Here is a 23765-nt window from a genome sequence, read left to right on the forward strand (position 1 = left end):
TGTGCTCCCGGTTCAGTGTGAGGGTCGGTGGGCGCGGTTCGGTTCCGGAGTCAGTGCTGCCGTTCCAGGATTCCCGACTGGGCGATGAGGTAGCCCAGTTGGGCGCGGCTGCCGCTGCCGAGGGCGGTGGCGAGCTTGGCGATGTGGGCCCGGCAGGTGCGGACGTTCATCCCCAGCCGGCGGGCGATGGCCTCGTCGACGTGACCCTCGACGAGGAGCTTGGCGATGGAGTGCTGGATGTCGGTGATGCCGTCCGGGTCGGTCTCGTACGGGGTCCCCGCTCTCAGCGGCACCGCGCGGCCCCACATGAACTCGAAGACCTTGATCAGGTAGCGGACGAGGCCGGGGTGGCGCAGTTCGAGGGCCACCTGCCGGTCCTCGCGGATGGGGATGAAGGCGACGGCGTCGTCGCAGATGACGAGCCGTTCGACGAGCTCGTCGATGGTGCGGTACTCGACCTTGCCGTCGGTGAACTGGTCCACGTAGGCCAGCCGGTCGGGGCTGTAGCGGGCCGTGTGCTGGTAGAGGGTGCGGATCCGCACCCCGCGCTCGATCAGCGGCCTGTCGCGCTCCAGCGCCTCCAGGAGGCGGTTCTCGGGGCTGCGGCGGCCGCTGGGCTGGACGGTGAGCATCTCGGTCCGGCACTGGGAGGTCGCGAGGTCGAGCGCCGCGTTGATGCGGTCGAGGCCCTCGAGCACCGTGATGGAGTGGGTGGGGGCGGTCTCCTGGGCGCTGAGGGCCATGAACGGCTCGAAGACCTCGGTGAGCGCGATCGACAGCCGCCGGCTCTCGGTGATCTCGCGTTCGATGGGATGCAGCCGCTGGGCGAGGGCGACGGAGGGGGGAACCGGACGCAGCCAGCCGGCGTCGTCGGGGTCGGGGTGGAGGAGGGCGAAGTCCATCAGGCAGGGAGCGGGCTCGACATCCGCCCGCTGGATGCGGCCGGTGCGCAGGGCGTTCGCGTAGAGGCGGCTTCCCTCCTCACACAGCTCGGTCACCGCATGGGGATGTGTCGCCTTAGTCCCATTTGTTGCCAAATCTCCACCCCCCAGGGTCCTGAACATGCAGGAACATGATGCACCGATCGTGTGGCCATGACGTGCCTGAATGAGCCATCGTCTTACTCGACGGGGGAAGAGGGGACCTTCAAGTGAGGACGAAGCCGACTATGCGTAAGAGAATGCTTCGCTCGGGGCTTGTCGCCGCCTTCTCCGCCGTTGTGGCCGTCGGAACACTGATCGGCCTCTCCGAAGCGAGAAGCGACGCGCACAAGACGGGTGGTGCTCAGGCCGTGGTCGCCGCGGTCGTCATCGAGGAAGCGCCGGCCGTCCCCCTTGACAGCAGGTGGGACTGATCGTGATGACCACACCACCTGACGACCGTTCGTTCCGCCGCGAAATGGCCACCGCCTACCGCTCCGGCTGGCACTTCATCGACCTGGTCACCGCCATCCCCCACAGCGGTGACTCGTTGATGGTGACCGTCTTCGGAGAGCCCGTGGTCGTCACGCGGGACGATGACGGGGACGTACGGGCCTACCGGTGTCTGCGACGGCCTCGGGGGGCGCCGCAGCCGGTTCGGTGTGCCATCCGATACGGAATGATCTTCGTGAACCTCGACCAGCGCGACCACCAGCTGGCGGAGTCGGCGAGTCCGACCGCCCCCAGGACCATTTCAGCCACCCCCCGCAGTGCCTGACGCGATTCCCCCGTCGTAACAGATCGCCTCAGGCGCTTCCCCCCGCAGCGGCGTCACCGTGACCTGAACACGGTGACGCCGCTGCAGTTCGTGGGGACATGTCGGGTTCGCGGGTGACGCGGACCGCGTGCGGGGTGGCTGGAAAGGGGCGGGTGTGCATCCGGTCACGTGGTCGCCGGTGTGCTGATGTGCCGGGTTCCGGGGCGGGGCTGCCGTCCGTCGGTCGCCGGTCCCGGCCTCCCGGTCGCCCGTCTCGGTTGCCGGCCTTGCCGGATTCCGTCGCCGCGTCGGTGCCGGGCTGCCGGTTTCCATCGCCGGCCTGCCGGTTTCCGTCGTCGGTCCGCCGGTCTCCGTCGCCGGTCTGCTGGTCGCTGTCCGCCGGTCTCGGCCGCCCGTCTGCCACCGACCGGTCGCCGGTCGCTCCGGCGGGCTCGCCCGTCGCCCGTCGGCCGCGGCCTGTCGCCCCCTCAGCCGCGGCCCATGGCCCGGGTCAGCTGGATCTCGATCACCACGCGGGTGGGGTTCGGGCGTGGGGCGTGGCCGTAGCGCTCCTCGTAGCGGTGTTCCGCCTCCTTGACCCGGTCCGGTTCCGTGCGGACGAAGGCACGGCCCTCCAGGGTGGCCCAGCGGCGGCCGGCCACCTGGCAGACGGCCGCCCGCGCACCCGCCGGACCCGCGGCCAGGACGTTCCTGACCTTCTTGCTGGCCTTGTCGGAGATCACCCGAGCCAGCCGGGCCTCCGGGTCGTAGGTGACGCCGACCGGCACCACGTGCGGAGAACCGTCCGGGCGTGGTGTGGTCAGGGTGCACAAGTGTCGTTCACGCCAGAAGGCGAGGTACGGCGCGTCGGGAGCGCCCGGGTTCTGAGGGTATGCGGCCATGGTCGGAACTTAGCCGCTCCATGGCTCCCGCAGGCCCCCTTGAGTGGAATAGACTCAACTTTGTGTACGTTGCCCGAGTCAGTGCTCACGGCTGACGCAAGGAGGAGACAGCGAACGTGGACGCCGAGCTGACCAACCGGAGCCGGGACGCCATCCAGGCGGCCGGCAACCGGGCCGTGTCCGAGGGACACCCCGATCTCACCCCAGCCCACCTGCTCCTCGCGCTGCTCCAGGGGCAGGACAACGAGAACATCGTCGATCTGCTCGCCGCCGTCGACGCCGACCAGGCCGCCGTGCGCGCCGGTACGGAGCGGGTGCTCGGCTCGCTGCCCAGCGTGACCGGGTCCACCGTCGCGCCGCCGCAGCCCAACCGCGAGCTGCTCGCCGTGATCGCCGACGCGCAGGCGCGGGCCAGGGAGCTGGGGGACGAGTACCTGTCCACCGAGCACCTGCTCATCGGGATCGCCGCCAAGGGCGGGCAGGCCGGTGAGGTGCTCGGCGCGCAGGGCGCCACCCCGAAGAAGCTGGTCGAGGCCTTCCGCAAGGCCCGCGGCGGACGCCGGGTGACCACCGCCGACCCGGAGGGGCAGTACAAGGCCCTGGAGAAGTTCGGCACCGACTTCACCGCCGCCGCGCGCGAGGGGAAGCTCGACCCCGTCATCGGGCGGGACCAGGAGATCCGGCGGGTGGTGCAGGTGCTGAGCCGCCGCACCAAGAACAACCCCGTCCTCATCGGTGAGCCGGGCGTCGGCAAGACCGCCGTCGTCGAGGGGCTCGCCCAGCGGATCGTGAAGGGGGACGTGCCGGAGTCCCTCAAGGAGAAGCGGCTGGTCGCGCTCGACCTGGGCGCGATGGTCGCGGGTGCCAAGTACCGGGGTGAGTTCGAGGAGCGGCTGAAGACCGTCCTCGCCGAGATCAAGGACTCCGACGGGCAGATCATCACCTTCATCGACGAGCTGCACACGGTGGTGGGGGCCGGGGCCGGCGGGGACTCCGCCATGGACGCCGGCAACATGCTCAAGCCGATGCTCGCCCGAGGTGAGCTGCGCATGGTCGGCGCGACGACCCTCGACGAGTACCGCGAGCGGATCGAGAAGGACCCCGCCCTGGAGCGGCGCTTCCAGCAGGTGCTGGTCTCCGAGCCGACGGTCGAGGACACCATCGCCATCCTGCGCGGTCTCAAGGGGCGCTACGAGGCCCACCACAAGGTGCAGATCGCGGACAGCGCGCTGGTCGCGGCGGCCACCCTGTCCGACCGGTACATCACCTCCCGCTTCCTGCCCGACAAGGCCATCGACCTCGTCGACGAGGCCGCCTCCCGGCTGCGCATGGAGATCGACTCGTCCCCCGTCGAGATCGACGAACTCCAGCGTTCCGTGGACCGGTTGAAGATGGAGGAGCTGGCGCTCGCCAAGGAGACCGACCCGGCCTCCCGGGAGCGTCTGGAGAAGCTGCGCCGCGACCTCGCCGACAAGGAGGAGGAGCTGCGCGGGCTCAACGCCCGCTGGGAGAAGGAGAAGCAGTCCCTCAACCGGGTCGGCGAGTTGAAGGAGAAGCTGGACGACCTGCGCGGCCAGGCCGAACGGGCCCAGCGCGACGGCGACTTCGACACCGCCAGCAAGCTGCTGTACGGCGAGATCCCGGCCGTCGAGCGCGATCTGGAGGCCGCGTCCGAGGCCGAGGAGGAGGCCGCCAGGGACACCATGGTCAAGGAGGAGGTCGGCTCCGACGACATCGCCGACGTCGTCGCCTCCTGGACCGGCATCCCGGCCGGCCGCCTGCTGGAGGGCGAGACGCAGAAGCTGCTGCGGATGGAGGACGAGCTGGGCCGGCGGCTCATCGGGCAGAGCGAGGCCGTCCGGGCGGTGTCGGACGCCGTACGACGGTCCCGCGCCGGGATCGCCGACCCGGACCGCCCGACCGGGTCCTTCCTCTTCCTCGGCCCGACCGGTGTCGGCAAGACCGAGCTGGCCAAGGCGCTCGCCGACTTCCTCTTCGACGACGAGCGGGCGATGGTCCGTATCGACATGTCGGAGTACAGCGAGAAGCACAGCGTCTCCCGGCTGGTCGGCGCGCCGCCCGGTTACGTCGGCTACGAGGAGGGCGGCCAGCTGACGGAGGCGGTGCGGCGGCGGCCGTACAGCGTCGTGCTCCTCGACGAGGTGGAGAAGGCGCACCCGGAGGTCTTCGACATCCTGCTCCAGGTGCTGGACGACGGGCGGCTGACCGACGGGCAGGGCCGTACGGTCGACTTCCGCAACACGATCCTGGTGCTGACGTCGAACCTGGGCAGCCAGTTCCTGGTGGATCCGATCAGCACCGAGGCGGAGAAGAAGGAGCAGGTCCTGGAGGTCGTCCGGGCCTCCTTCAAGCCCGAGTTCCTCAACCGGCTCGACGACCTGGTCGTCTTCTCGGCCCTGACGAAGGACGAGCTGAGCCGGATCGCCCGCCTCCAGATCGACCGGCTCGCCAAGCGGCTGGCCGAGCGGCGCCTCACCCTGGACGTCACCGACGAGGCCCTGACCTGGCTCGCCGACGAGGGCATGGACCCGGCGTACGGCGCCCGCCCGCTGCGCCGCCTGGTCCAGACGGCCATCGGCGACCGGCTGGCCAAGGAGATCCTGTCCGGCGAGGTCAAGGACGGCGACACGGTCCGCGTGGACGCCTTCGGCGACGGCCTGATCGTGGGTCCGGCGACAGCGGAGACGGCGACGAAGGCCCTCTGACGCGGGCCGGGGGTCCGTCTGACGCGGGTCCGGAGCCTCGGACGGGGCGGCGGGGCGGTTCTTCGCCCTCGCCGCCCCGTCGCGGTCGGGGTGGGGCGGTGGGGGCTGGGGCTGCGTCTGGGCGGGTGACCGGGGGCCTCGGCGTCGCCGTCGCGTATCCGACGGTCCGCCGGTCCCAGCCGCACGTCGTAGTCGGGCCGGCCGACCAGCTCGCCCCCGGCGTGTCGGCGCGGGAGCCGTCCTGGCCGCCTGGGCCGCCTCGACCACCAGGTCGAGATCCGCGGCCACCGCGTCGAGCTCGGTGACGTCGAGGCAGCACCGCGCACGGCCCACGGCGTCGAGGAGGCGGTCGTGACGGTCCGCGCGGCCGAGGGCGCCGAGCCCGCCCTGGAGGCCCGCCCGCACCGGCAGCCCCCAGGACCCGTCGGCCCTGCGCGCCCACCTCGCGGACCGCCTGCCGACGTACATGCTGCCGCGCGCGTTCACCCACTTCGACGCGTTCCCGCTGAGCCCCGACCGAAGACCGACCGCCGTGCGGTGGCGGCCCGTCTGGCCGCACCATGGAAGTGAGACGGCCGGATCGAGTCAGCCCACGGCATACACACCGAGCCGGGGTTGCCATCCCCCGCCCCCTCTGGGGGAGGATGGCAGGATCCGTACGAAGGGAAAATCACGGTGACCATCGACCCGTCCTCGATTCCGAACTTCGGGGGCCAGCCCGAGCCGCAGCCCCAGGGACCGGCGGGCCCCGTCGTTCCGGATCAGGACCTCGTGAAGCAGCTTCTCGACCAGATGGAGCTGAAGTACGTCGTCGACGACGAGGGTGACCTCGCGGCGCCGTGGGAGGAATTCCGTACGTACTTCATGTTCCGCGGCGAGGGCGACCAGGCGGTCTACTCGGTACGGACGTTCTACGACCGGCCCCACCAGATCGACGACAAGGTGCAGCTGCTGGAGTCCGTCGACGACTGGAACCGCCGCACCCTGTGGCCCAAGGTCTACACGCACACCCACGACGACGGCACCGTCCGCCTCATCGGCGAGGCGCAGATGCTGATCGGCGCCGGCGTCAACATCGAGCTCTTCGTCTCCTCGACGGTGAGCTGGGTCCGGGCGGCCATCGAGTTCGACAAGTGGCTCGTGGAGCAGCTGGGCCTCGAGAAGGAGGTCAACGACGCGGACAAGCCCGACGAGGGCGACGACGCGTAACGCCCCGCTACAACGGCGTCCCGGCGACCACCGCCGCAGACGCCCCGTACGCGCACGAGAGCCCGGCCAGGCCCACGACCACGGTCGTTGTGCCGGGGCCGGGCTCTCGCCGTGAAGGGGCGGCCCTAGGCCCTGTCGTCACATTCCCGTCTGCCCCGCGACGCCATGCACGCACTCTCGCCGCACCGGGCCCAGACCCGAGTACATCCAGTACGAGGGTCAGGGCCCGGCACACCGAGAGCACGCACCTGACGCCGCAGGGCCGCCCTTCGGGCGACGACGGGAATGTGACGACAGGGCCTAGCCCGCGAGCGCCTTGAGCCGCCGCACGGCCTCCTCCAGGACGTGCGTCTGCTTGCAGAACGCGAACCGCACGAACGGGGCGCCCGCCTCCCGGTGGTCGTAGAACACGGCGTTCGGGATGGCCACCACGCCCGCCCGCTCCGGCAGCGAGCGGCAGAAGGCGAAGCCGTCGCTCACGCCGAGGGGCCGGATGTCGGTGGTGACGAAGTAGGTGCCCGCCGGCCGGAACACCGAGAACCCCGCCTCCGCCAGGCCCGCCGCCAGCAGGTCCCGCTTGGCCAGCATGTCCGCGCGGAAGGCGTCGAAGTAGGCGTCGGGCAGCGCGAGCGCCTCGGCGACCGCGTACTGGAACGGGCCGGAGGAGACGTACGTGAGGTACTGCTTCGCCGACCGCACCGCCGTCACCAGCCCGGGCGCCGCCGTGACCCAGCCGACCTTCCAGCCGGTGAACGAGAACGTCTTGCCGGCGCTCCCGATCGTCACCGTCCGCTCCCGCATCCCCGGCAGGGTGGCCACCGGCACGTGCTCGGAGTCGTCGAACACCAGGTGCTCGTACACCTCGTCGGTGACGACCAGCAGGTCCCGCTCCACCGCCAGCTCGGCGATCGCGGTCAGCTCGGCACGGGTGAGGACCGTGCCGGTCGGGTTGTGCGGGGTGTTGATCAGCAGCAGCCGGGTGCGGTCGGTGACCGCGTCCCGCAGCTCGTCCAGGTCGAGCCGGAAACGGGCCCGCCCGGGGTCCGGACGCAGGGTGACCGGCACGCGCGTGCCGCCCGCCATGGCGATGCAGGCCGCGTAGGAGTCGTAGTACGGCTCCAGGGCGACCACCTCGTCGCCCGGCTCCAGCAGCGCCAGCAGGGTGGCCGCGATCGCCTCCGTGGCGCCCGCGGTGACGAGCACCTCGGTGTCCGGGTCGAACGTCAGGCCGTAGTAGCGGCGCTGGTGCTCCGCGACCGCCGTGCGCAGCTCGGGGACGCCCGGCCCCGGCGGGTACTGGTTGCCGCGCCCGTCCCGCAGCGCCCGCACGGCCGCCTCCCGGACCTCCTCGGGCCCGTCCGTGTCCGGGAAGCCCTGCCCGAGGTTGATCGACCCCGTCCGCAGCGCCAGGGCGGACATCTCGGCGAAGATCGTCGTCCCGAAGGCGGCGAGACGGCGGTTGAGGAAGGGGCGCGCGGTGGAGGTCATGCCGGTCATCCTGCGCCGAAGCTCTGGAGTTCCTCAAGTGTGCTTTGGCGGCCGTGGCGGGCGGGCATCCCCCGGTCACGCACCGACCGCTCGGTTGCGCGAGGCGCCCACGGGGGGCCGCTTCGGGGGATTCGGAAGGAGGGTGACGCCATGGCATTCGGCATCATCCTGGCGGTGATCGCGCTCTTCGTCGTGGTGGGGGTCGCCATCGGCGCCGCACGCAGGAGCGGCAGCACCACGCGGCACCGGGGGACGTACCGGGCCGGCCGGTCGAGTGGCTCCGGCAGCCGCCGCAGCGACAGCGGCAGCACCAGCTGGTGGGCCGGCGGCGGGGACACCGGCTCATCCTCGTCCTGCGGCTCGTCCTCGGGCGGCCACTCCTGCGGCGGCGGTTCGTCCTGCGGGGGAGGAGGAGGCGGCGGATGCGGCGGAGGCAGCTGACACGGGGCAGCTGAGCTCCCGAGGGGGAGTCGCATCCGGACCGCGGGGCCGCCCCCGACCAAGGGCGCCCCGCGGTCGCACCATGTACGGGGCCCACGGCGGCCTCGCTGGTGGGGCGCGTGGAGGTGTGTGTGAGCCGCACGGCGTACGCCGTGGTTGAACAGTTGAGCTGTGGAGCCCTCTGAGGGATGGAAACCCCACGAAGTTGGGTAAAAACGCTGTGGCGGCGCCACCGTTCATGATTCCCTCTAAATCACCAACGCAGCCCCTCGGACCCCCCCTCGGACGTCCCGCGCGGACGTCCTTCCCAGACCGGGCCGGTTGGGGCCGACCCCCGGTGTCGACCGGGGCGCGCCGTACCTTCCCCTCTTCTTTGCGTTCTAGCGGAGCCGAGTCATGCTCACGACCCTGAACACCGCCTACACCGACACGCGCGCGGCCGACCTCGCCTGGGCCCTGGGGCGCGAACCGCTGCCCGCCCTGGCCACGCTCGACCTCGAACTGTCCGGTGCCAAGCTCCAGTTGCGATTGCTCGGAGCGTCGCACCAGGTGCTGCTGGAGGAGGAGCAGGGCTCTTGTTCCGAGACGGTCGCGTGCATCCCGGGCAGCAGCACGCCGCTCCCGCTCGGCGTCGCCAAGCGGGTCGGCGCCTGGGAGTACGAGTTCGCGGCCCGCGTCGAGGTCCTGACACCCGGCCAGTTCGCGGGCCGCGCCCAGGAACTGCTGGCTCTCGTCTCCGACCACCCCCACGGTCTCGTCGGCGTCTTCCCCGGCAGCCCCCACGCCTTCACCGCGCTCCTCGCCCAGCGCCACGAGGGCCATGTGCACTGGCGTACGTGGCACGCCTACCCGCAGGACGGGCAGTTGGTGGCGACGAGAACGAGGGTGGGGGCACGGACGACGGTGGCTTCGGCGAGCCCGTCGGGCGGGTGAGGACGCGTCCCGTGCGGGGCCGGGACGCCGGTCCGGGGGCGGTGGTCCCCGGCGGCACCCGCTCAGGGCTCCGGACAACAAGGGGTCGCGAGCCGGGTCCTCTTTCGTTCGGAGCTCTTAAACGTCCGGCGCCCGACCAACCCGGTGTTCCACACGTGTGGGTGACATAACGTCCCGCACCCGTGACGTAACGTCGCAGTCGTGATCGAACCGCACGCCCCAGCCCCGCCCGGTGCCCCACCCCCCTGGCGCGGCCCCGCCCGGCTCCCCGTCCGGCCGGACACCGGGCGGCTCATGGTCCTCGCGTGCGTCTTCGTCTGCGCGGCCTGCGGACTGGTGTACGAACTCGAACTGGTCGCCCTCGCCTCGTACTTGATGGGCGACTCGGTCACCCAGGCCTCCGTCGTGCTGTCCGTCATGGTCTTCGCGATGGGCATCGGCTCCCTCGTCGCCAAGCGGCTGCGCCGCCTCGGCGCGGCCGGCTTCGCCGCGATCGAGGTGGCGCTCGCCCTGACCGGCGGATGCAGCGCGATGGCGCTGTACGCGGTGTTCGCCTGGACGGGCGACTGGGGCGGCCTGTGGGCGAACGGCCCCCGGGCCCTGCTGGTCGCCTTCTCCCTCGCCATCGGTCTGCTCATCGGTGCCGAGGTCCCCCTGCTGATGGAACTGATCCAGCGCATCCGCCGCCAGGACGCGGGCGGCGCGGTCGCCGACCTGTTCGCCGCGGACTACGTCGGCGCGCTGGTCGGAGGTCTCGCCTTCCCCTTCCTCCTGCTGCCGTTCCTCGGCCAGTTGACGAGCTCCCTGCTGACCGGTGCGGTCAACGTGATCGCCGGAGGCGCCCTGGTCCTGGGCCTGTTCCGGCGCGACCTCACCCGCCGGTCCCGCCGGCTCCTGCCGGCCGCCACCGTCGCCGTACTCGGCGTCCTGGCCTGCGCCGCCGTCCACGTCGACGACTTCGAACGGGCCGCCCGCCACGCCCTGTACGGCGACGACGTCCGCGTGGCCCTGCACACCGGCGTCCAGGAGGTCGTCCTCACCGGCGGCACCGACGGCCGCCCCCTCGGCCTCTACCTCGACGGCCGGCAGCGCACCGTCGGCCAGGGCGAACGCCGCTACCACGAGGCCCTGGTCCACCCCGCGATGCACGGCCCCCACACCCGGGTCCTGGTCCTCGGCGGCGGCGACGGACTGGCCGCCCGCGAGGTCCTCACCCACCCCGGTGCCCACCACGTCGACGTCGTCGACCTCGACCCCGGCCTGATCCGCCTGGCCCGCACCGACCCGCCCCTCGCCCGCCTCAACGGCCACGCCCACGACGACCCCCGCGTCCACGTCACCGTCGCCGACGCCTTCGGGCTGCTGCGCCGGACCCCGCCGGGCAGCTACGACGTGGTGATCGCCGACCTGCCCGACCCCGGCATCACGGCCAGCACGAAGCTCTACTCCCAGGAGTTCTACGGCCTGGCCCGCCGCGCCCTGCGCCCCGGCGGCCGGCTCGTCGTGCACGCCGGCCCGGTCGCCTCCCGCCCCCGCGTCTTCTGGACGGTCGAGACGACGATGCGCGCGGCGGGCCTGCGCACGTCCCCCTACCGGGTCGACGGCCGCGACACCGGCGTCAGCACCGGCCCGGACCGCACCGAGGACACCTCCCGCGCTCCCCGCGACTGGGGCTTCGTCCTGGCCGCGGCGGCCACCCGGCCGGCCCTGCCCCGGGACCTCGACGAACGGCCGCTGGGGCCGCCGCCGGCGGGGGTGCGGGCCTCCACGCTGGTGTATCCGCGGTACTGAGGGACGCGGGGGAGCGGGATGCCGGGACGGAGGCCCCCGGCGAGGTCCGTGCCGGCGCCGGGCAAGTTGCGGCAGAGGGGAGGTGTACCGCCGCGCCCCTGGGTAGGCTCCGCAGCTATGGAGCAAGAGGTGTTCGTTCCGGTTCCGGTCGAGCGGTTGCGGGCGGCGCTCGCCGATCCCGCGCGGGTGGCCCGGGCGGTTCCCGGGCTCCAGCAGGACGCCGGCAGCGATCCCGTCGCCGGCCGGCTGAAGGTCCGCGTCGGCGGCCACACCATCACCTACCGGGGCACCCTGCGCGTCACCGCCCGCGAGGACGGCGCGTACGCCGTGGAGGGCGACGCGACCGAGGCCCGCGGGACGGGTGCGGTCAAGCTCGCGCTCACCGTGCGGCTCGCGGAGTCCGACGGCGGCACCACGCTCCGCGTCGAGGGCACGGCCTCCGCGGACGGCCGGATCACCGAACTCCCCGCGGAGGCGGTGGACGGGGCGGTCGTACGGCTGCTGAACCGTTTCGCGGAGAGCCTCGGGACGGTGGCGGGAGCGGAACCGGGGACGGCCGGGGAGGCCGCTCCGGGCCAGGCCGAGGGCACGGCCGGGGAGGCCGCTCCGGACCAGGCCGAGGGCACGGCCGTACGGGAGACGCCGGCGCCCGGTGACGGGGCACCGGCCGTCTCCGAGGACGAGGTCCCTCGGGCGGGCCTCGACGGCGTCGACGACCGGGAGGCCGTGGGCGACGCCGACGATGTCGACGACGTGGACGACGTGGACGACGTGGACGAGGGGGTGGACGACGTGGACGACTTCCCGTCCTCCGCCGAAGCCCCCGCCGAAGCCGCGCACGCGCGCCGGACGATGATCGGGCGCAGTGCGGAGGAGGTCGACCACGCCCCGCCGCGCGGCCGGTACGCACCGGTCCCGGCGCCGCAGACCGTCGCCCCCCACAGCACCCTGCGCTGGGCGGCCCCGGCCGCCGCGTTCGTCGTGGCGTCGGCGATCGTGGTGGGCAGGGCGCTGCGCCGCCGCCGCTGACCCCGACGCCCTCTTGATCGCCTGGGTAGGGTCGTCCCGTGAGTAACGAAGACATCACGCTGACCGCGGGCGACGCGGAGGTGACCGTGCAGCCCGGCAACGGCGGACGGGTCGGAGGGCTGCGCGTCGGCGGTACGGAGCTGCTGCGGCAGGGGGAACGGTTCGGCTGCTTCCCGATGGTCCCCTGGTGCGGGCGGATCAGGGACGGCCGCTTCCGGGACGGCGCGACCGTCCACCAGATGCCCCTGAACTCCCCGCCGCACGCCATCCACGGCACCGTCCGCGACGGCGCCTGGCGGGTGGCCCGCAGCTCGGCGGACGAGGCGGTCCTGACGTACGACCTGGTGGAGCCCTGGCCTTACCCCGGGCGGGTCACGCAGATCGTCGCGCTGACCGAGGACGCGCTGACCCTGTCCATGGCGGTGGAGACGTACGGGTCGTCCTTCCCGGCGCAGATCGGCTGGCACCCGTGGTTCAACCGGACCCTCGCCCGCGAGGACGGCAGGGCCGGTGAGGGCGTGCGGCTCGACTTCTCCCCCGCCTGGCAGGAGGAGCGCGGCGACGACCACCTGCCCACCGGCAACCGCGTCGAGCCGAAGCCGGGGCCCTGGGACGACTGCTTCGGCATGCCGGACGGCGTCGACGTCACCCTCACCTGGCCGGGACGCCTGGAGCTGAGGGTGAGCAGCCCCGAGCAGTGGGTCGTCGTCTACGACGAGCAGGAGGCCGCCGTGTGCGTGGAGCCGCAGACCGGCCCGCCCGACGGGCTGAACACCCTTCCGCGCCTGGTCACGCCCCTGGAGCCGCTGGAGGCCACCACCACCTGGAGCTGGACCCGCCTCTAAGCTGGTCGGCATGACGGACACACGCGGCGCGCTGCTGCAGCAGATCAAGGACAAGGCCGTGGTGCACGGCAAGGTGACCCTGTCGTCGGGCCTGGAGGCGGACTACTACGTCGACCTCCGCCGCATCACCCTCGACGGGCAGGCCGCTCCGCTGGTCGGCCAGGTGCTGCTGGACCTGACCGCCGAGCTGGACTTCGACGCCGTGGGCGGTCTGACCATGGGTGCCGACCCGGTCGCCGCCGCGATGCTGCACGCCGCCGCCGCCCGCGGCCGCACGCTGGACGCCTTCGTCGTACGCAAGGCGGCGAAGGCGCACGGGCTCCAGCGGCGGGTCGAGGGGCCGGACATCAAGGGCCGCCGGGTTCTGGTCGTCGAGGACACCTCGACCACCGGTGGTTCGCCGCTGACCGCCGTCGAGGCGGTGCGTGAGGCGGGCGCCGAGGTCGTCGCCGTCGCCACCATCGTGGACCGCGCGACCGGCGCCGCCGAGAAGATCCAGGAGGGCGCCGGGGTGCCGTACCTGTTCGCCTTCTCGAAGGATGAACTGGGTCTGGACTGACGAGCCCGTTTGACCTGGACTTGACCAGCGCGCGGACCAGGCATGGACCATCCGCGCATCTCTGGAAAGATGGGGACGACGATGACGTCGCACCCAAGGTCTAGGTCAGGGCCGTAAACGCAGAACGCCAACCCGCACACCCAAGGAGCGGACGAATGCCCATCGCAACCCCCGAGGTCTACAACGAGATGCTCGACCGGGCGAAGGCAGGCAAGTTCGCCTACCCGGCCATCAACGTCACCTCGACCCAGACCCTGCACGCGGCTCTGCGCGGCTTCGCGGAGGCGGAGAGCGACGGCATCATCCAGATCTCGACGGGCGGCGCCGAGTTCCTGGGCGGCCAGTACAGCAAGGACATGGTGACGGGCGCGGTCGCCCTCGCCGAGTTCGCGCACATCGTCGCCGAGAAGTACCCGGTCACGGTCGCCCTGCACACCGACCACTGCCCCAAGGACAAGCTCGACGGGTACGTACGCCCGCTGCTCGCGATCTCCGAGGAGCGGGTGAAGGCCGGCCGCAACCCGCTCTTCCAGTCGCACATGTGGGACGGCTCCGCCGAGACCCTCGCCGACAACCTGGACATCGCGCAGGAGCTGCTCGCCCGCGCCGCCGCCGCGAAGATCATCCTCGAGGTCGAGATCACCCCGACCGGCGGTGAGGAGGACGGCGTCTCCCACGAGATCAACGACTCCCTCTACACGACCGTCGACGACGCCGTCCGCACCGTCGAGGCCCTCGGCCTGGGCGAGAAGGGCCGCTACCTGCTGGCCGCGTCCTTCGGCAACGTCCACGGCGTGTACAAGCCGGGCAACGTCGTGCTCCGCCCCGAGCTGCTGAAGGAGCTCAACGAGGGCGTCGCCGCGAAGTACGGCAAGCCGGCCGGCTCGCAGCCGTTCGACTTCGTCTTCCACGGCGGCTCCGGCTCCTCGGAGGAGGAGATCGCGACCGCGCTGGAGAACGGCGTCGTCAAGATGAACATCGACACGGACACCCAGTACGCCTTCACGCGTCCCGTCGCCGACCACATGTTCAAGAACTACGACGGCGTCCTGAAGGTCGACGGCGAGGTCGGCTCCAAGAAGACCTACGACCCGCGGACCTGGGGCAAGCTGGCCGAGGCGAGCATGGCCGCGCGCGTCCTCGAGGCCACGCAGCACCTGCGGTCGGCCGGTACGAAGATCAAGTAACCCCTGGCCCGACAGGCGGCTCACGACGAGCCCGGTGCTTCGGCACCGGGCTCGCTGTATACCTGGGACCATGCCCGACGTCCGGCTGGCCTCACCGCAGGGCAAGTGGATTCTGCTCACCACGGTCCTCGGCTCCAGCATGGCCCTGCTGGACTCGACCGTCGTCAACGTCGCCCTGCCCCGCATCGGCCGTGACCTGGGCGCCGGCCTCGCCGCCCTCCAGTGGACGGTCAACGCGTACATGCTGACCCTGGCCGCCCTGATCCTGCTCGGCGGCTCACTCGGCGACCGCTACGGCCGGCGGAAGGTCTTCGTGGTGGGGGTGGTGTGGTTCGCCGCCTCCTCGCTGCTGTGCGGGCTCGCCCCGAACGAGGGCGTGCTCGTCGCCGCCCGGGCCCTGCAGGGCATCGGCGGCGCGCTCCTCACACCCGGCTCCCTCGCCCTCATCCAGGCCTCCTTCCACCCCGACGACCGGGGCCGGGCCGTGGGCCTGTGGTCCGGGTTCGGCGGGGTCGGGGCGGCCGTCGGCCCGTTCGTGGGCGGCTGGCTGGTGGACGGGCCGGGCTGGCGGTGGGTGTTCCTGCTGAACGTGCCGCTGGCCCTGCTGTGCGTGCCGGTGGCGTTGCGGCAGGTGCCCGAGTCGGCGGGAGGACGGACGCACGGCGGCTTCGACGTCCTGGGCGCGGTGCTGGGCGCGCTGGCGCTCGGGCTGGTGACGTACGCGCTGATCGAGGCGGGGGAGTCCCCGCGGGCCGCCGCCCTCGCCGGGGCGGGCGGTGTCGCCGCGGGGGTCGCCTTCGGATACGTCGAGCGGCGCCGGCCGGATCCGATGATGCCGCCGGACATCTTCGCCTCCCGCCAGTTCACCGCCGTCAACCTGGTCACCCTGTGCGTGTACGCGGCCTTCGGCGGCTTCTTCTTCCTCTCCGTGATCCAGCTCCAGGTCGTGGTCGGCTACTCCGCCCTCGGCGCCGGTACGGCACTGCTGCCGGCGACCGTGCTGATGCTGCTGCTGTCCGCGAGGTCCGGCGAGCTGGCCGACCGGATCGGCCCGCGCATCCCGCTCACGGTGGGCCCCCTGCTCTGTGCCGTGGGCATGCTCCTGATGCTCCGGGCCGGACCGGACGCCTCCTACGCCGCCGGCGTCCTGCCCGCCGTCCTGGTCCTCGGCCTCGGCATGGTCACCCTCGTCGCCCCGCTCACCGCGACCGTCCTGGCCTCGGTGGACGTCTCCCGCGCGGGCCTGGCCAGCGGCGTCAACAACGCGGCGGCGCGCGCGGCGGGTCTGGTCGCGGTGGCCGCGCTGCCGCTGCTGACCGGGATGGGTGCGGAGGCGTACCGCTCGGCGGCCGCCTTCGACGGCGCCTTCCGGCGGGCGATGGTGGTGTGCGCGGTGGTGCTGGTGGCGGGGGCGGCGCTCGCCTTCGCGATGGTGCGCCGACCGGGGGCGGACTGCTGTAAGCCGGAGTGCCGTAGGCACGCGAGCGTGACGGCTCCGCCGCTGGAGGCGGGGCGGTAGCGGGTGTGGGACGGGGCCTTGGGCGGGATGGTCGCCGTCGGTGGGGAGGGTGGCCTTCGGTGGGGCCGGTGGCCTTCGGTGAGGCGGGTGGCCTTCGGTGGGGCGGTTGCCGGCGGTGGGACGTCAGCGGGCGGTGCAGCGGTTGTCGTCGGTAGGACGGTAGCCGGCGAGGGAGGTGCCGGCGGGGGGCGGTAGTCGTCGAAGGGCCGGTCGCCGTCGTCGGCACCGTGGCCGTCGTCGACGCGCGGGGCATGCACGTGGCCCGCGCCCCCGTCCCGGGGACGGATCCTCCAGACTGGACCCATGTCCATTCACGAGAACCTCCTCGGGGGCCCGCCCCCGACCCACCTCCCCGACGACCCGGAGCCCCGTGAGCTCCTCGCCAACGGCACGGCCCCCGCCGACGTCGCCGGCAAGTACCCCACCTCCTCCCTCGCCTGGGCCCAGCTCGCGGACGACGCGTTCGAGCGGGGCAGCGTGGTGGAGTCGTACGCGTACGCCCGTACGGGCTACCACCGCGGCCTGGACGCGCTGCGCCGCAACGGCTGGAAGGGCCACGGCCCGGTCCCCTGGGAGCACGAGCCGAACCGCGGCTTCCTGCGCGCCCTGCACGCCCTCGCCCGCGCCGCGCAGGCCATCGGCGAGCAGGAGGAGTACGAGCGCTGCACGCAGTTCCTGCAGGACTCCTCGCCCACGGCGGCCCGCACGCTGGGCTGACCCGTCCGTAGCCCTGTCGGGCTGCTCTTCGAGTTGCGGGCCCGCCTGTGTGACCAGGCGGGCCTTGCACTTTCGGGTGACGATTGCGGAGGATGCCGTTGGGGACCGGGGCCCCCGTGTCGGTAACGGCAGGGGCGGACCGCTACCCGGAGTACACAACAGGAGACAGCGATGTCCCATGAGGCTCATGTGGCTCACGAGCCCGAGACCCCGCATCTCGATTTCGCCGGCACGACGCCGTACGAGGACTACGTCAAGGCGGACGTGCTCACCCACCTCCAGCAGACCCTCTCCGACGATCCCGGCGAGATGGTCTTCCTGGTCACGACCCAGGTGATGGAGCTGTGGTTCACGGTCGTCGTCCACGAGTGGGAGACGGCGGCGCAGGCCCTGCGCGAGGACCGGGTGCCGGTGGCGATCGCCGCGCTGAAGCGTTCGGTACGGGAGCTCGAGGCGCTGAACGCCTCCTGGAAGCCGCTCGGACAGCTCACGCCGGCCCAGTTCAACGCGTACCGCTCCGCCCTCGGTGAGGGCTCCGGCTTCCAGTCGGCGATGTACCGGCGGATGGAGTTCCTGCTCGGCGAGAAGTCCGCGTCCATGCTGGTCCCGCACCGGGGCGCGCCCCGCGTCCACGCCGAGCTGGAGAAGGCGCTGCACGAGCCGAGCCTGTACGACGAGGTGCTGCGGCTGCTGGCCCGCCGCGGGCACGCGATCCCGGAGTCCGTCCTCCAGCGTGACGTCTCACGCCGGTACGAGCCGTCGCCGGAGGTGGAGGCGGTGTGGACCGCGCTCTACGCCGGTGACGAGAGCGACGAACTCGCCCGTCTCGGCGAGGCGTTGACCGATGTCGCCGAGCTGGTGTGGCGCTGGCGCAACGACCACCTCGTCGCCACCCGCCGCGCGATGGGCGCGAAGGCCGGCACCGGCGGCTCCGCCGGGGTGGCGTGGCTGGAGAAGCGCGCGCAGAAGAACGTGTTCCCCGAGCTGTGGACGGCACGATCCCATGTCTGAACCGACCCTGAAGGCACGGGAGTTGGACGCCGGTGACGAACTGGCCTCCCTGCGCGCCGCGTTCGTCCTGGAGGACGAGGTCGTCTATCTCGACGGCAACTCGCTGGGCGCGCTGCCGGTCTCCGTCCCCGGGCGCGTCGAGGACGTCGTACGCCGACAGTGGGGCGAGTTGCGCATCCGCTCCTGGGAGGAGAGCGGCTGGTGGACGGCGCCGGAGCGGATCGGCGACCGGATCGCCCCGCTGGTGGGCGCCGGGCCGGGCCAGATCGTCGTGGGCGACTCCACGAGCGTCAACGTCTTCAAGGCACTGGTGGGTGCCGTGCGGCTGGCGGGAGAGGGCCGGGACGAGATCCTCGTCGACGCGACCACCTTCCCCACGGACGGGTACATCGCCGGGTCGGCGGCCCGGATGACCGGGTGCGGGATCCGTCCCGTGGTCCCGGCGGAGGTGCCGGCGGCCCTGTCGGAGCGTACGGCCGCGGTGCTGCTGAACCACGTCGACTACCGCACCGGCCGGTTGCACGACCTGCCCGGGCTGACCGCCGCCGTGCGCGCGGCGGGCGCGGTCGCCGTCTGGGACCTGTGCCACAGCGCGGGCGCCCTGCCGGTGGGCCTCGACGAGCACGGCGTGGACCTCGCGGTCGGCTGCACCTACAAGTACCTGAACGGCGGCCCGGGATCACCGGCGTACCTGTATGTACGACGCGACCTCCAGGACCGTTTCGACTCCCCGCTGCCCGGCTGGAACTCGCACGCCGAGCCCTTCGGCATGCGCCCCGCCTACGAGCCGGCCGCGGGCGCCCTGCGCGGGCGCGTCGGAACGCCCGACATCCTGTCCATGCTCGCGCTGGAGGCGGCCCTCGACGTCTGGGAGGGCGTGTCGATCGACGCGGTCCGCGCCAAGTCCCTCGCCCTGACCGACTTCTTCCTGGAGTGTGTCGGGGCGTACGTCCCGCGGGGCCGGGTCGCATCCCTGACACCGGTCGCCCACGAGCAGCGGGGCAGCCAGGTGGCGCTGCGCTGCGACGACGCCGGCAAGATCATGAAGCGCCTGATCGAACGGGGCGTCGTGGGCGACTTCCGCCACCCGGACGTCCTCCGCTTCGGCTTCACCCCGCTGTACGTGGGCTATGCGGACGTGGAACGGGCGGCGCGGGTGCTGGGGGAGGTGCTGGGGGAGGTGCTGGGGGAGGCGCTGGAGGGCTGAGGCCTTCGCCCGGTCAGCGCGGTGGCAGCAGGTGCACCCCGGCCACGGCGGCGGCGTGCGCGGCGCGAGCCGCTCGCTCCGCCGCCGAAGGCCCGGGCGGCACCCCGGTCGTCAGCAGCTCGTGGTACAGGGGCGCCGCCACCGCCCGTACGACCGCCTCCGCGTCCGTGGCCGCGGGCAACTCCCCCCGGGCCACGCCCTGTTCGACGCGCGGCGCCCACTGTGCCACCCCCACCTCGAGGAACCGCCGCAGCGCCCCCGCCGCCCGCCCGTCGCACGCCGCCGCCGCGAACGCCCCGCGAAGCACCGCGCCTCGACGAGGATCGGCCACCATGCGTTGCACCGCACGCGCGTTGGCCAGCAGGTCTTCCAGAACCGGCCCGGTCTCCTCCCGGGGCGCCGGCGTCCCGGCCAGGTCGGTGAGGAGGTCGGCGACCAGTCCCGGCACGGATCCCCAGCGCCGGTACACGGTCGTCTTGCCCACCTCGGCACGGCGGGCGACGTCCGCCAGATCGAGACGGTGGAACCCCTCCTCGGTCAGGACGTCCCCGGCCGCCCGCAGCACGGCCGCACGAACACGTGCGGTACGCCCGCCGGGGCGCACGGTGCCGGGCTCGGTGGACATCACGGCCTCCTCGGGGCGCGCCGGGGTGCGCGTACGGGCGGCGAACGGACCAGCAGGGAGAGCCTAACGGAACTGCAGAACCGTTTACCCCTCACCGAGCGTGACATCCCCGTGTCCGCGCACGTCACGGGCCTGATACCGTCCCCGCCAACGGCCGAAATTCCCACCTGGTCCGCCACATCCGTCCCGTCCAAATACGTTTCGTTGCTGAGAGGTTGGAGCATGCCGGACGACGTCGTCGCAGCCCGGGCCGCCGCTGAAGAGGAGTCGGCCTTCTCGCACCCGGCGGTCGACCCCGACACCACCGCCGCCTACGGCGACCACCCCGACCAGGTGATCGACTTCTACGCGCCGCGGGAAACGGCGGGGACAGCGGGAGCGGGCGGCCCGGGCGGCCTCGCCCCGCTGGTCGTCGTTCTGCACGGGGGTGCCTGGCGGGCGCCGCACGACCGGCGGCACGTCACACCGTTCGCGGACTTCCTGGCGCGGCGGGGGTTCGCCGTGGCCAACGTGGAGTACCGCAGGGGCGCGGAGGGCGAGTCCTCCGGGGCGTCTCCGGCCGCGGGCCGCTGGCCCGACACCCTCGACGACGTCGCCGCCGCGCTGGACGCGCTCCCGGCCCTCGTCCGCGAGGCCCTGCCGCAGGCCGACGCGCGCCGCACGGTGCTCACCGGTCACTCGGCGGGCGGTCACCTCGCCCTGTGGGCCGCGGCCCGTCACCTGCTGCCCGCCGACGCGCCCTGGCGCACCGGCGGTCCCGCCGCGCTGCGGGGCGTGGTCGCCCTCGCCCCGATCGCCGACTTCGAGGTCGCCGAGAAGCTCGACGTCTGCGGTGGCGCGCCCCGCCAACTGCTCGGCGGTGACGAGCACTTCGTCGAACGGCGGCCGTACGCCGACCCCGCGCTGCTGCTGCCGACCGGCATCGCGACGACCCTCGTCCAGGGCCGCACCGACCTGGTCGTCCCGCAGGCGGTCGCCGAGTCGTACGCGGACGCGGCGGCGAAGGCGGGGGAGGTCGTGGGCCTGACGCTGCTGGAGGACGTCGGACACTTCCCGCTGATCGACCCGGCGGCGGACGCGTGCGCGGTGGTGGCGGAGGAGATCGCCCAGCTGGCGTGGTGAGCGGGCGGGCCGGGTTGCTGACGGCAGGGTCGTGCCCGTAGGCCGGGGGCTGCGCTGCCCTGCCGACGGCAGGGTCGTGCCCGTAGGAGCCGTGCTCGTAGGAGTCGTGCCGGTAGGACGTCCGGCCGGTGGGAGTTGCGTGCCCGTAGGCCGGGCGGGCCGCCCCGTTGACGGCATGGTCGTGCCGGTAGGAGCCGTGCCGGTAGGAAGTCGCGTGCCGGTGGGAGTCGTGCCGGCAGGACGGGTCCCCGTAGGAGTCGTACCCGTAGTACCTGAGAGCTACGTGCGAGGACAGCTCTGCGGCGGGACGCGAGCGACGACGGCTGATCCGTAATTTCCCCACCAGAGACGCCCGAGGGCCGGGCGGAGCGGATGGGGAGGGTCGGGCGATGGGGGTCGGCGCGGGGAAGGGCCGTCGGGCACGAGGAGGCCGCGGGGGCGGAACGGCCGGCGGTGGGCAGGGGGTGCCGGACCGTAGTGAGTTCCCGGATCATCGTGTGGGGGCTGGTCGCGCCGTGGTGTCCGGCCGTCGTGTGGTGCCTGGTCGCACTGTGCTGTCCGGCCGTCGTGTGTTCCCCGATCGGCCTGTGCTCCCCGGCCGCCGTGTGTTCCGCCACCGGCGCGGGATCCGTGCCCTTCTCGCCGTCCTCGTCACCGCCGCAGTGGTGGTCCCCCTCACGGCCGCGGCCCGGCCGGGCATCCCCGCCCCGGCCCCCGCCGCCCTCGCCCCGGCGACGGCGGCGACGCTGGAGCGGGCGTACGCGGCGAACCGGGCCAACGCCGAGCTGGCCTCCCGGATGGCGGCGGCCCACGGGGACGCGCACCGCGCGGCGGCGGACCGCGCGCTGGCGGTGCCCTCCCGCAGACTCCTCTCCTACGACGGCCGCGGCGCCGGCCGTCTGACCGAGGTCCTCGGCGACCTCGCCCACGCCGACCACGTCGCGGTCGTCGTGCCCGGATCCGACACCTCACTGGACACCTACGAGCGGTTCCACGAGGCCGCTGCGTCCCTGTACCGGCGGCTCGCCGGGCAGGCGCCCGCGGGCACCTCCACCGCGGTCGTCGCCTGGCTCGGTTACACCACCCCGGGCACGGTCAGCTCCACGGTCCTCACCACGGACCGCGCCGACGAAGCGGCCCCGGGCCTGGGGGAGTTCCTCCGCGGGCTGCGCGCCCTCACCCGCCCGGACACCCACGTCAGCCTCTTGTGTCACTCCTACGGCTCGGTGGTGTGCGGTCGCGCCGTGGCCGGCCTGGACGTGGACGAGCTGGTCCTCCTCGGCAGCCCGGGCACGGGTGCCGGCTCGGCCACGGCCCTGCGCACCCGCGCGCGGGTCTGGGCGGCCCGGGGCGCCGACGACTGGGTGGCCGAGGTGCCACACGTCAGCGTCGAGCTGTTCGGGACCACCGTCGGCTTCGGCACCGACCCGGTCTCCCCCTCCTTCGGCGCGCGGGTCTTCACCGCCGGCGACGCCGGCCACAGCGACTACTTCCGCCCGGGCTCGGTCTCCCTGGCCAACCTCGCCCGGATCGTCCTGGGCGAGACCACGGAGGTCACCCGTGCGTGAGAGGTTCGCTTCCCTCACAACCGCGGCAGGCCGGGCGGCGCGGGCCGTCGACGCCTCGACCCCCGCCCACCGGGACCGGGCCGTGGACGCCCTGCGCGCCTTCGCGATCCTCGGCGTCGTCCTCGGCCACTGGCTGGTCACCGCCCTCGTCGCCGACGGCGGCACCCTCCGCGCCGCGAGCCCCCTGGCCCACATGCCCTGGCTGGCCCCGGTCTCCTGGACGTTCCAGACCCTCGCGGTGTTCTTCATGGTGGGCGGCCACGTGGCGACGAGGAGTCACGCCTCGGCCCGCGCGAAGGGGGGCACGTACCGCTCGTGGCTGCGGGCACGCCTGTCCAGGCTGTTCGGGCCGGTGGCGGCCCTCCTCGCCCTGTGGACGACGACCACCCTCTGCCTCCTGCTCGGCGGCGCGTCCTTCGTCACGGCGCGGACGCTGGTGAAGCTCGCGCTGTCCCCGCTGTGGTTCCTGCTGGTGTTCGCCGCGCTGACGGCGGCGACCCCGCTGCTGGCCCGCCTCAACCCGCTGTGGCCGCTGGCCGTCGTCCTCCATGTGGACCTGGTCCGCTTCGGCCTCGGCGGCCCCTCCTGGCTCGGCTGGGTGAACGTGGCGGCGGGCTGGCTGGTCCCGTACGCCCTGGGCGCCGCCTGGACGCGCGGTGAACTGGAGCGCCCACGCGCGGGCTGGGTGCTCCTCACCGGCGGAGCGGTGGTGACGGCGGTGCTGGTGGCCTGGGCGGGCTATCCGGCGTCGATGGTGGGCGTGCCCGGTGACACCGTCTCCAACCTCGACCCGCCGACGCTGGCGGCCGTCACCTTCGGCCTGGCGCAGTGCGGCGCGGCCCTGCTGCTGCGTGACCGACTGCGTGGCGCCATGCGACGCCCGCTCGCCTGGGCGGCGGTGGCGCTGGTCAACCTGTCCGCGATGACCGTCTCCTCTGGCACCAGACGGCCCTGATGGCGACCACCGCGACGGGACTCCTCGCGGGCCGCCTGCCCGGCCTGCACACGGTGCCGGACGGTCCGGGCTGGGTGGCGGCCCGGCTGCTGTGGCTGCCGGTGTTCGCGGCGGCGCTGGCGGTGTGCTGGGCGGCGTTCCGCTCCTGGGAACACGGGCCCCGCCGCCGCGACGGCCGCCGGTCCCGGGTGGTCCGTGCCGACCGTCGCGTCGAGAAGAGGGAAGTGAAGGCGGCCCGCGGTGCCTAGGGTTGA

21 protein-coding genes and 1 pseudogene are annotated in these 23765 nt (G+C 73.1%); 18 read left to right on the plus strand and 4 right to left on the minus strand.

Going from position 1 to position 23765, the window contains the following annotated elements; translation table 11 throughout:
• Positions 1-50 precede the first annotated feature (50 nt).
• On the minus strand, positions 51-1064 hold the full coding sequence (locus ACIBBD_RS08660) for a helix-turn-helix transcriptional regulator (protein WP_399418556.1): 1014 nt from the start codon (positions 1062-1064) through the stop codon (positions 51-53).
• A gap of 104 nt (positions 1065-1168) precedes the next feature.
• On the opposite strand from ACIBBD_RS08660, the gene ACIBBD_RS08665 reads away from it, so the two are divergent.
• Positions 1169-1354 carry a hypothetical protein gene (locus ACIBBD_RS08665; protein WP_399418557.1) on the plus strand — a complete coding sequence of 62 codons (186 nt, stop codon included), beginning with the start codon at positions 1169-1171 and terminating at the stop codon, positions 1352-1354.
• Positions 1355-1359: 5 nt separating this feature from the next.
• Complete coding sequence (locus ACIBBD_RS08670) at positions 1360-1698, plus strand: hypothetical protein (protein ID WP_399418559.1); 339 nt, start codon at positions 1360-1362, stop codon at positions 1696-1698.
• 467 nt (positions 1699-2165) lie between these two features.
• On the opposite strand, the gene ACIBBD_RS08675 is transcribed toward ACIBBD_RS08670, so the two are convergent.
• On the minus strand, positions 2166-2579 hold the full coding sequence (locus ACIBBD_RS08675; RefSeq protein ID WP_399418561.1) for a TIGR03618 family F420-dependent PPOX class oxidoreductase: 414 nt from the start codon (positions 2577-2579) through the stop codon (positions 2166-2168).
• A 116-nt stretch (positions 2580-2695) separates the two neighbouring features.
• Between ACIBBD_RS08675 and clpB the strand changes: the two genes are divergently transcribed.
• Together clpB and ACIBBD_RS08685 are read left to right on the plus strand one after the other, a co-directional pair.
• On the plus strand, positions 2696-5305 hold the full coding sequence (gene clpB, locus ACIBBD_RS08680) for an ATP-dependent chaperone ClpB (protein ID WP_399418562.1): 2610 nt from the start codon (positions 2696-2698) through the stop codon (positions 5303-5305).
• Positions 5306-5980: 675 nt separating this feature from the next.
• Complete coding sequence (locus tag ACIBBD_RS08685) at positions 5981-6514, plus strand: YbjN domain-containing protein (RefSeq protein ID WP_399418563.1); 534 nt, start codon at positions 5981-5983, stop codon at positions 6512-6514.
• Positions 6515-6814: 300 nt separating this feature from the next.
• Here the strand turns inward: ACIBBD_RS08685 and ACIBBD_RS08690 are convergent, their stop codons facing one another.
• Positions 6815-8011: a pyridoxal phosphate-dependent aminotransferase gene (locus ACIBBD_RS08690; protein WP_399418564.1), complete on the minus strand. Its 1197-nt coding sequence runs from the start codon at positions 8009-8011 to the stop codon at positions 6815-6817.
• 141 nt (positions 8012-8152) lie between these two features.
• On the opposite strand from ACIBBD_RS08690, the gene ACIBBD_RS08695 reads away from it, so the two are divergent.
• From ACIBBD_RS08695 to kynU, 11 genes are all read left to right on the plus strand, one after another.
• Entirely contained in the window at positions 8153-8443 is a 291-nt protein-coding gene (locus ACIBBD_RS08695) for a hypothetical protein (RefSeq protein ID WP_399418565.1), read from the plus strand.
• Positions 8444-8839: 396 nt separating this feature from the next.
• On the plus strand, positions 8840-9376 hold the full coding sequence (locus ACIBBD_RS08700) for a DUF2617 family protein (protein WP_399418566.1): 537 nt from the start codon (positions 8840-8842) through the stop codon (positions 9374-9376).
• A 201-nt stretch (positions 9377-9577) separates the two neighbouring features.
• A complete protein-coding gene (locus ACIBBD_RS08705; protein WP_399418567.1) occupies positions 9578-11167 on the plus strand; it encodes a polyamine aminopropyltransferase in 1590 nt (529 codons plus the stop codon).
• 117 nt (positions 11168-11284) lie between these two features.
• Positions 11285-12196, plus strand: coding sequence for an SRPBCC family protein (locus ACIBBD_RS08710; protein WP_399418568.1), 912 nt, complete (start codon positions 11285-11287; stop codon positions 12194-12196).
• A 38-nt stretch (positions 12197-12234) separates the two neighbouring features.
• Complete coding sequence (locus ACIBBD_RS08715) at positions 12235-13041, plus strand: aldose 1-epimerase (RefSeq protein WP_399418569.1); 807 nt, start codon at positions 12235-12237, stop codon at positions 13039-13041.
• Positions 13042-13051: 10 nt separating this feature from the next.
• Positions 13052-13600, plus strand: a complete 549-nt coding sequence (pyrE, locus tag ACIBBD_RS08720; protein WP_399418570.1) for an orotate phosphoribosyltransferase — start codon at positions 13052-13054, stop codon at positions 13598-13600.
• 155 nt (positions 13601-13755) lie between these two features.
• Positions 13756-14787, plus strand: coding sequence for a class II fructose-bisphosphate aldolase (fbaA, locus tag ACIBBD_RS08725; RefSeq protein ID WP_399418571.1), 1032 nt, complete (start codon positions 13756-13758; stop codon positions 14785-14787).
• Positions 14788-14857: 70 nt separating this feature from the next.
• The gene (locus tag ACIBBD_RS08730) at positions 14858-16306 is read left to right on the plus strand and encodes an MFS transporter (RefSeq protein ID WP_399418572.1); all 1449 of its coding nucleotides are present in this window, start codon (positions 14858-14860) and stop codon (positions 16304-16306) included.
• Positions 16307-16609: 303 nt separating this feature from the next.
• On the plus strand, positions 16610-17023 hold the full coding sequence (locus ACIBBD_RS08735) for a DUF3151 domain-containing protein (RefSeq protein ID WP_399418573.1): 414 nt from the start codon (positions 16610-16612) through the stop codon (positions 17021-17023).
• A 171-nt stretch (positions 17024-17194) separates the two neighbouring features.
• Positions 17195-18034, plus strand: a complete 840-nt coding sequence (locus ACIBBD_RS08740) for a tryptophan 2,3-dioxygenase family protein (RefSeq protein WP_399418574.1) — start codon at positions 17195-17197, stop codon at positions 18032-18034.
• The gene (gene kynU, locus ACIBBD_RS08745) at positions 18027-19241 is read left to right on the plus strand and encodes a kynureninase (RefSeq protein WP_399418575.1); all 1215 of its coding nucleotides are present in this window, start codon (positions 18027-18029) and stop codon (positions 19239-19241) included. Before ACIBBD_RS08740 ends, kynU begins: the two co-directional genes overlap by 8 nt.
• 13 nt (positions 19242-19254) lie before the next feature.
• On the opposite strand, the gene ACIBBD_RS08750 is transcribed toward kynU, so the two are convergent.
• Positions 19255-19866: a TetR/AcrR family transcriptional regulator gene (locus tag ACIBBD_RS08750; protein WP_399418576.1), complete on the minus strand. Its 612-nt coding sequence runs from the start codon at positions 19864-19866 to the stop codon at positions 19255-19257.
• A 222-nt stretch (positions 19867-20088) separates the two neighbouring features.
• Between ACIBBD_RS08750 and ACIBBD_RS08755 the strand changes: the two genes are divergently transcribed.
• The 3 genes and pseudogenes from ACIBBD_RS08755 to ACIBBD_RS08765 all read left to right on the plus strand — a co-directional run bounded on the left by ACIBBD_RS08755 (position 20089) and on the right by ACIBBD_RS08765 (position 23759).
• A complete protein-coding gene (locus ACIBBD_RS08755; RefSeq protein WP_399418577.1) occupies positions 20089-20988 on the plus strand; it encodes an alpha/beta hydrolase in 900 nt (299 codons plus the stop codon).
• Between the two features lie 587 nt (positions 20989-21575).
• Entirely contained in the window at positions 21576-22556 is a 981-nt protein-coding gene (locus tag ACIBBD_RS08760; protein WP_399418578.1) for an alpha/beta hydrolase, read from the plus strand.
• Positions 22549-23759 (plus strand): annotated as a pseudogene (locus ACIBBD_RS08765) (acyltransferase). Before ACIBBD_RS08760 ends, ACIBBD_RS08765 begins: the two are co-directional and overlap by 8 nt.
• Positions 23760-23765: the final 6 nt, after the last annotated feature.

It is taken from the genome of Streptomyces sp. NPDC051315 (assembly GCF_044455165.1).
Classification (GTDB): domain Bacteria; phylum Actinomycetota; class Actinomycetes; order Streptomycetales; family Streptomycetaceae; genus Streptomyces.

Excerpts from the sequence above, each read along its gene's own strand:
- kynU (WP_399418575.1), top strand. The coding sequence starts at position 18,027 with ATGTCTGAACCGACCCTGAAGGCACGGGAGTTGGACGCCGGTGACGAA.
- ACIBBD_RS08750 (WP_399418576.1), bottom strand. The coding sequence starts at position 19,866 with ATGTCCACCGAGCCCGGCACCGTGCGCCCCGGCGGGCGTACCGCACGT.
- ACIBBD_RS08660 (WP_399418556.1), bottom strand. The coding sequence starts at position 1,064 with ATGTTCAGGACCCTGGGGGGTGGAGATTTGGCAACAAATGGGACTAAG.
- ACIBBD_RS08690 (WP_399418564.1), bottom strand. The coding sequence starts at position 8,011 with ATGACCGGCATGACCTCCACCGCGCGCCCCTTCCTCAACCGCCGTCTC.
- ACIBBD_RS08700 (WP_399418566.1), top strand. The coding sequence starts at position 8,840 with ATGCTCACGACCCTGAACACCGCCTACACCGACACGCGCGCGGCCGAC.
- ACIBBD_RS08670 (WP_399418559.1), top strand. The coding sequence starts at position 1,360 with ATGACCACACCACCTGACGACCGTTCGTTCCGCCGCGAAATGGCCACC.
- ACIBBD_RS08665 (WP_399418557.1), top strand. The coding sequence starts at position 1,169 with ATGCGTAAGAGAATGCTTCGCTCGGGGCTTGTCGCCGCCTTCTCCGCC.
- ACIBBD_RS08740 (WP_399418574.1), top strand. The coding sequence starts at position 17,195 with ATGTCCCATGAGGCTCATGTGGCTCACGAGCCCGAGACCCCGCATCTC.
- ACIBBD_RS08710 (WP_399418568.1), top strand. The coding sequence starts at position 11,285 with ATGGAGCAAGAGGTGTTCGTTCCGGTTCCGGTCGAGCGGTTGCGGGCG.
- ACIBBD_RS08735 (WP_399418573.1), top strand. The coding sequence starts at position 16,610 with ATGTCCATTCACGAGAACCTCCTCGGGGGCCCGCCCCCGACCCACCTC.
- pyrE (WP_399418570.1), top strand. The coding sequence starts at position 13,052 with ATGACGGACACACGCGGCGCGCTGCTGCAGCAGATCAAGGACAAGGCC.
- ACIBBD_RS08755 (WP_399418577.1), top strand. The coding sequence starts at position 20,089 with ATGCCGGACGACGTCGTCGCAGCCCGGGCCGCCGCTGAAGAGGAGTCG.
- fbaA (WP_399418571.1), top strand. The coding sequence starts at position 13,756 with ATGCCCATCGCAACCCCCGAGGTCTACAACGAGATGCTCGACCGGGCG.
- ACIBBD_RS08695 (WP_399418565.1), top strand. The coding sequence starts at position 8,153 with ATGGCATTCGGCATCATCCTGGCGGTGATCGCGCTCTTCGTCGTGGTG.
- ACIBBD_RS08730 (WP_399418572.1), top strand. The coding sequence starts at position 14,858 with ATGCCCGACGTCCGGCTGGCCTCACCGCAGGGCAAGTGGATTCTGCTC.
- ACIBBD_RS08675 (WP_399418561.1), bottom strand. The coding sequence starts at position 2,579 with ATGGCCGCATACCCTCAGAACCCGGGCGCTCCCGACGCGCCGTACCTC.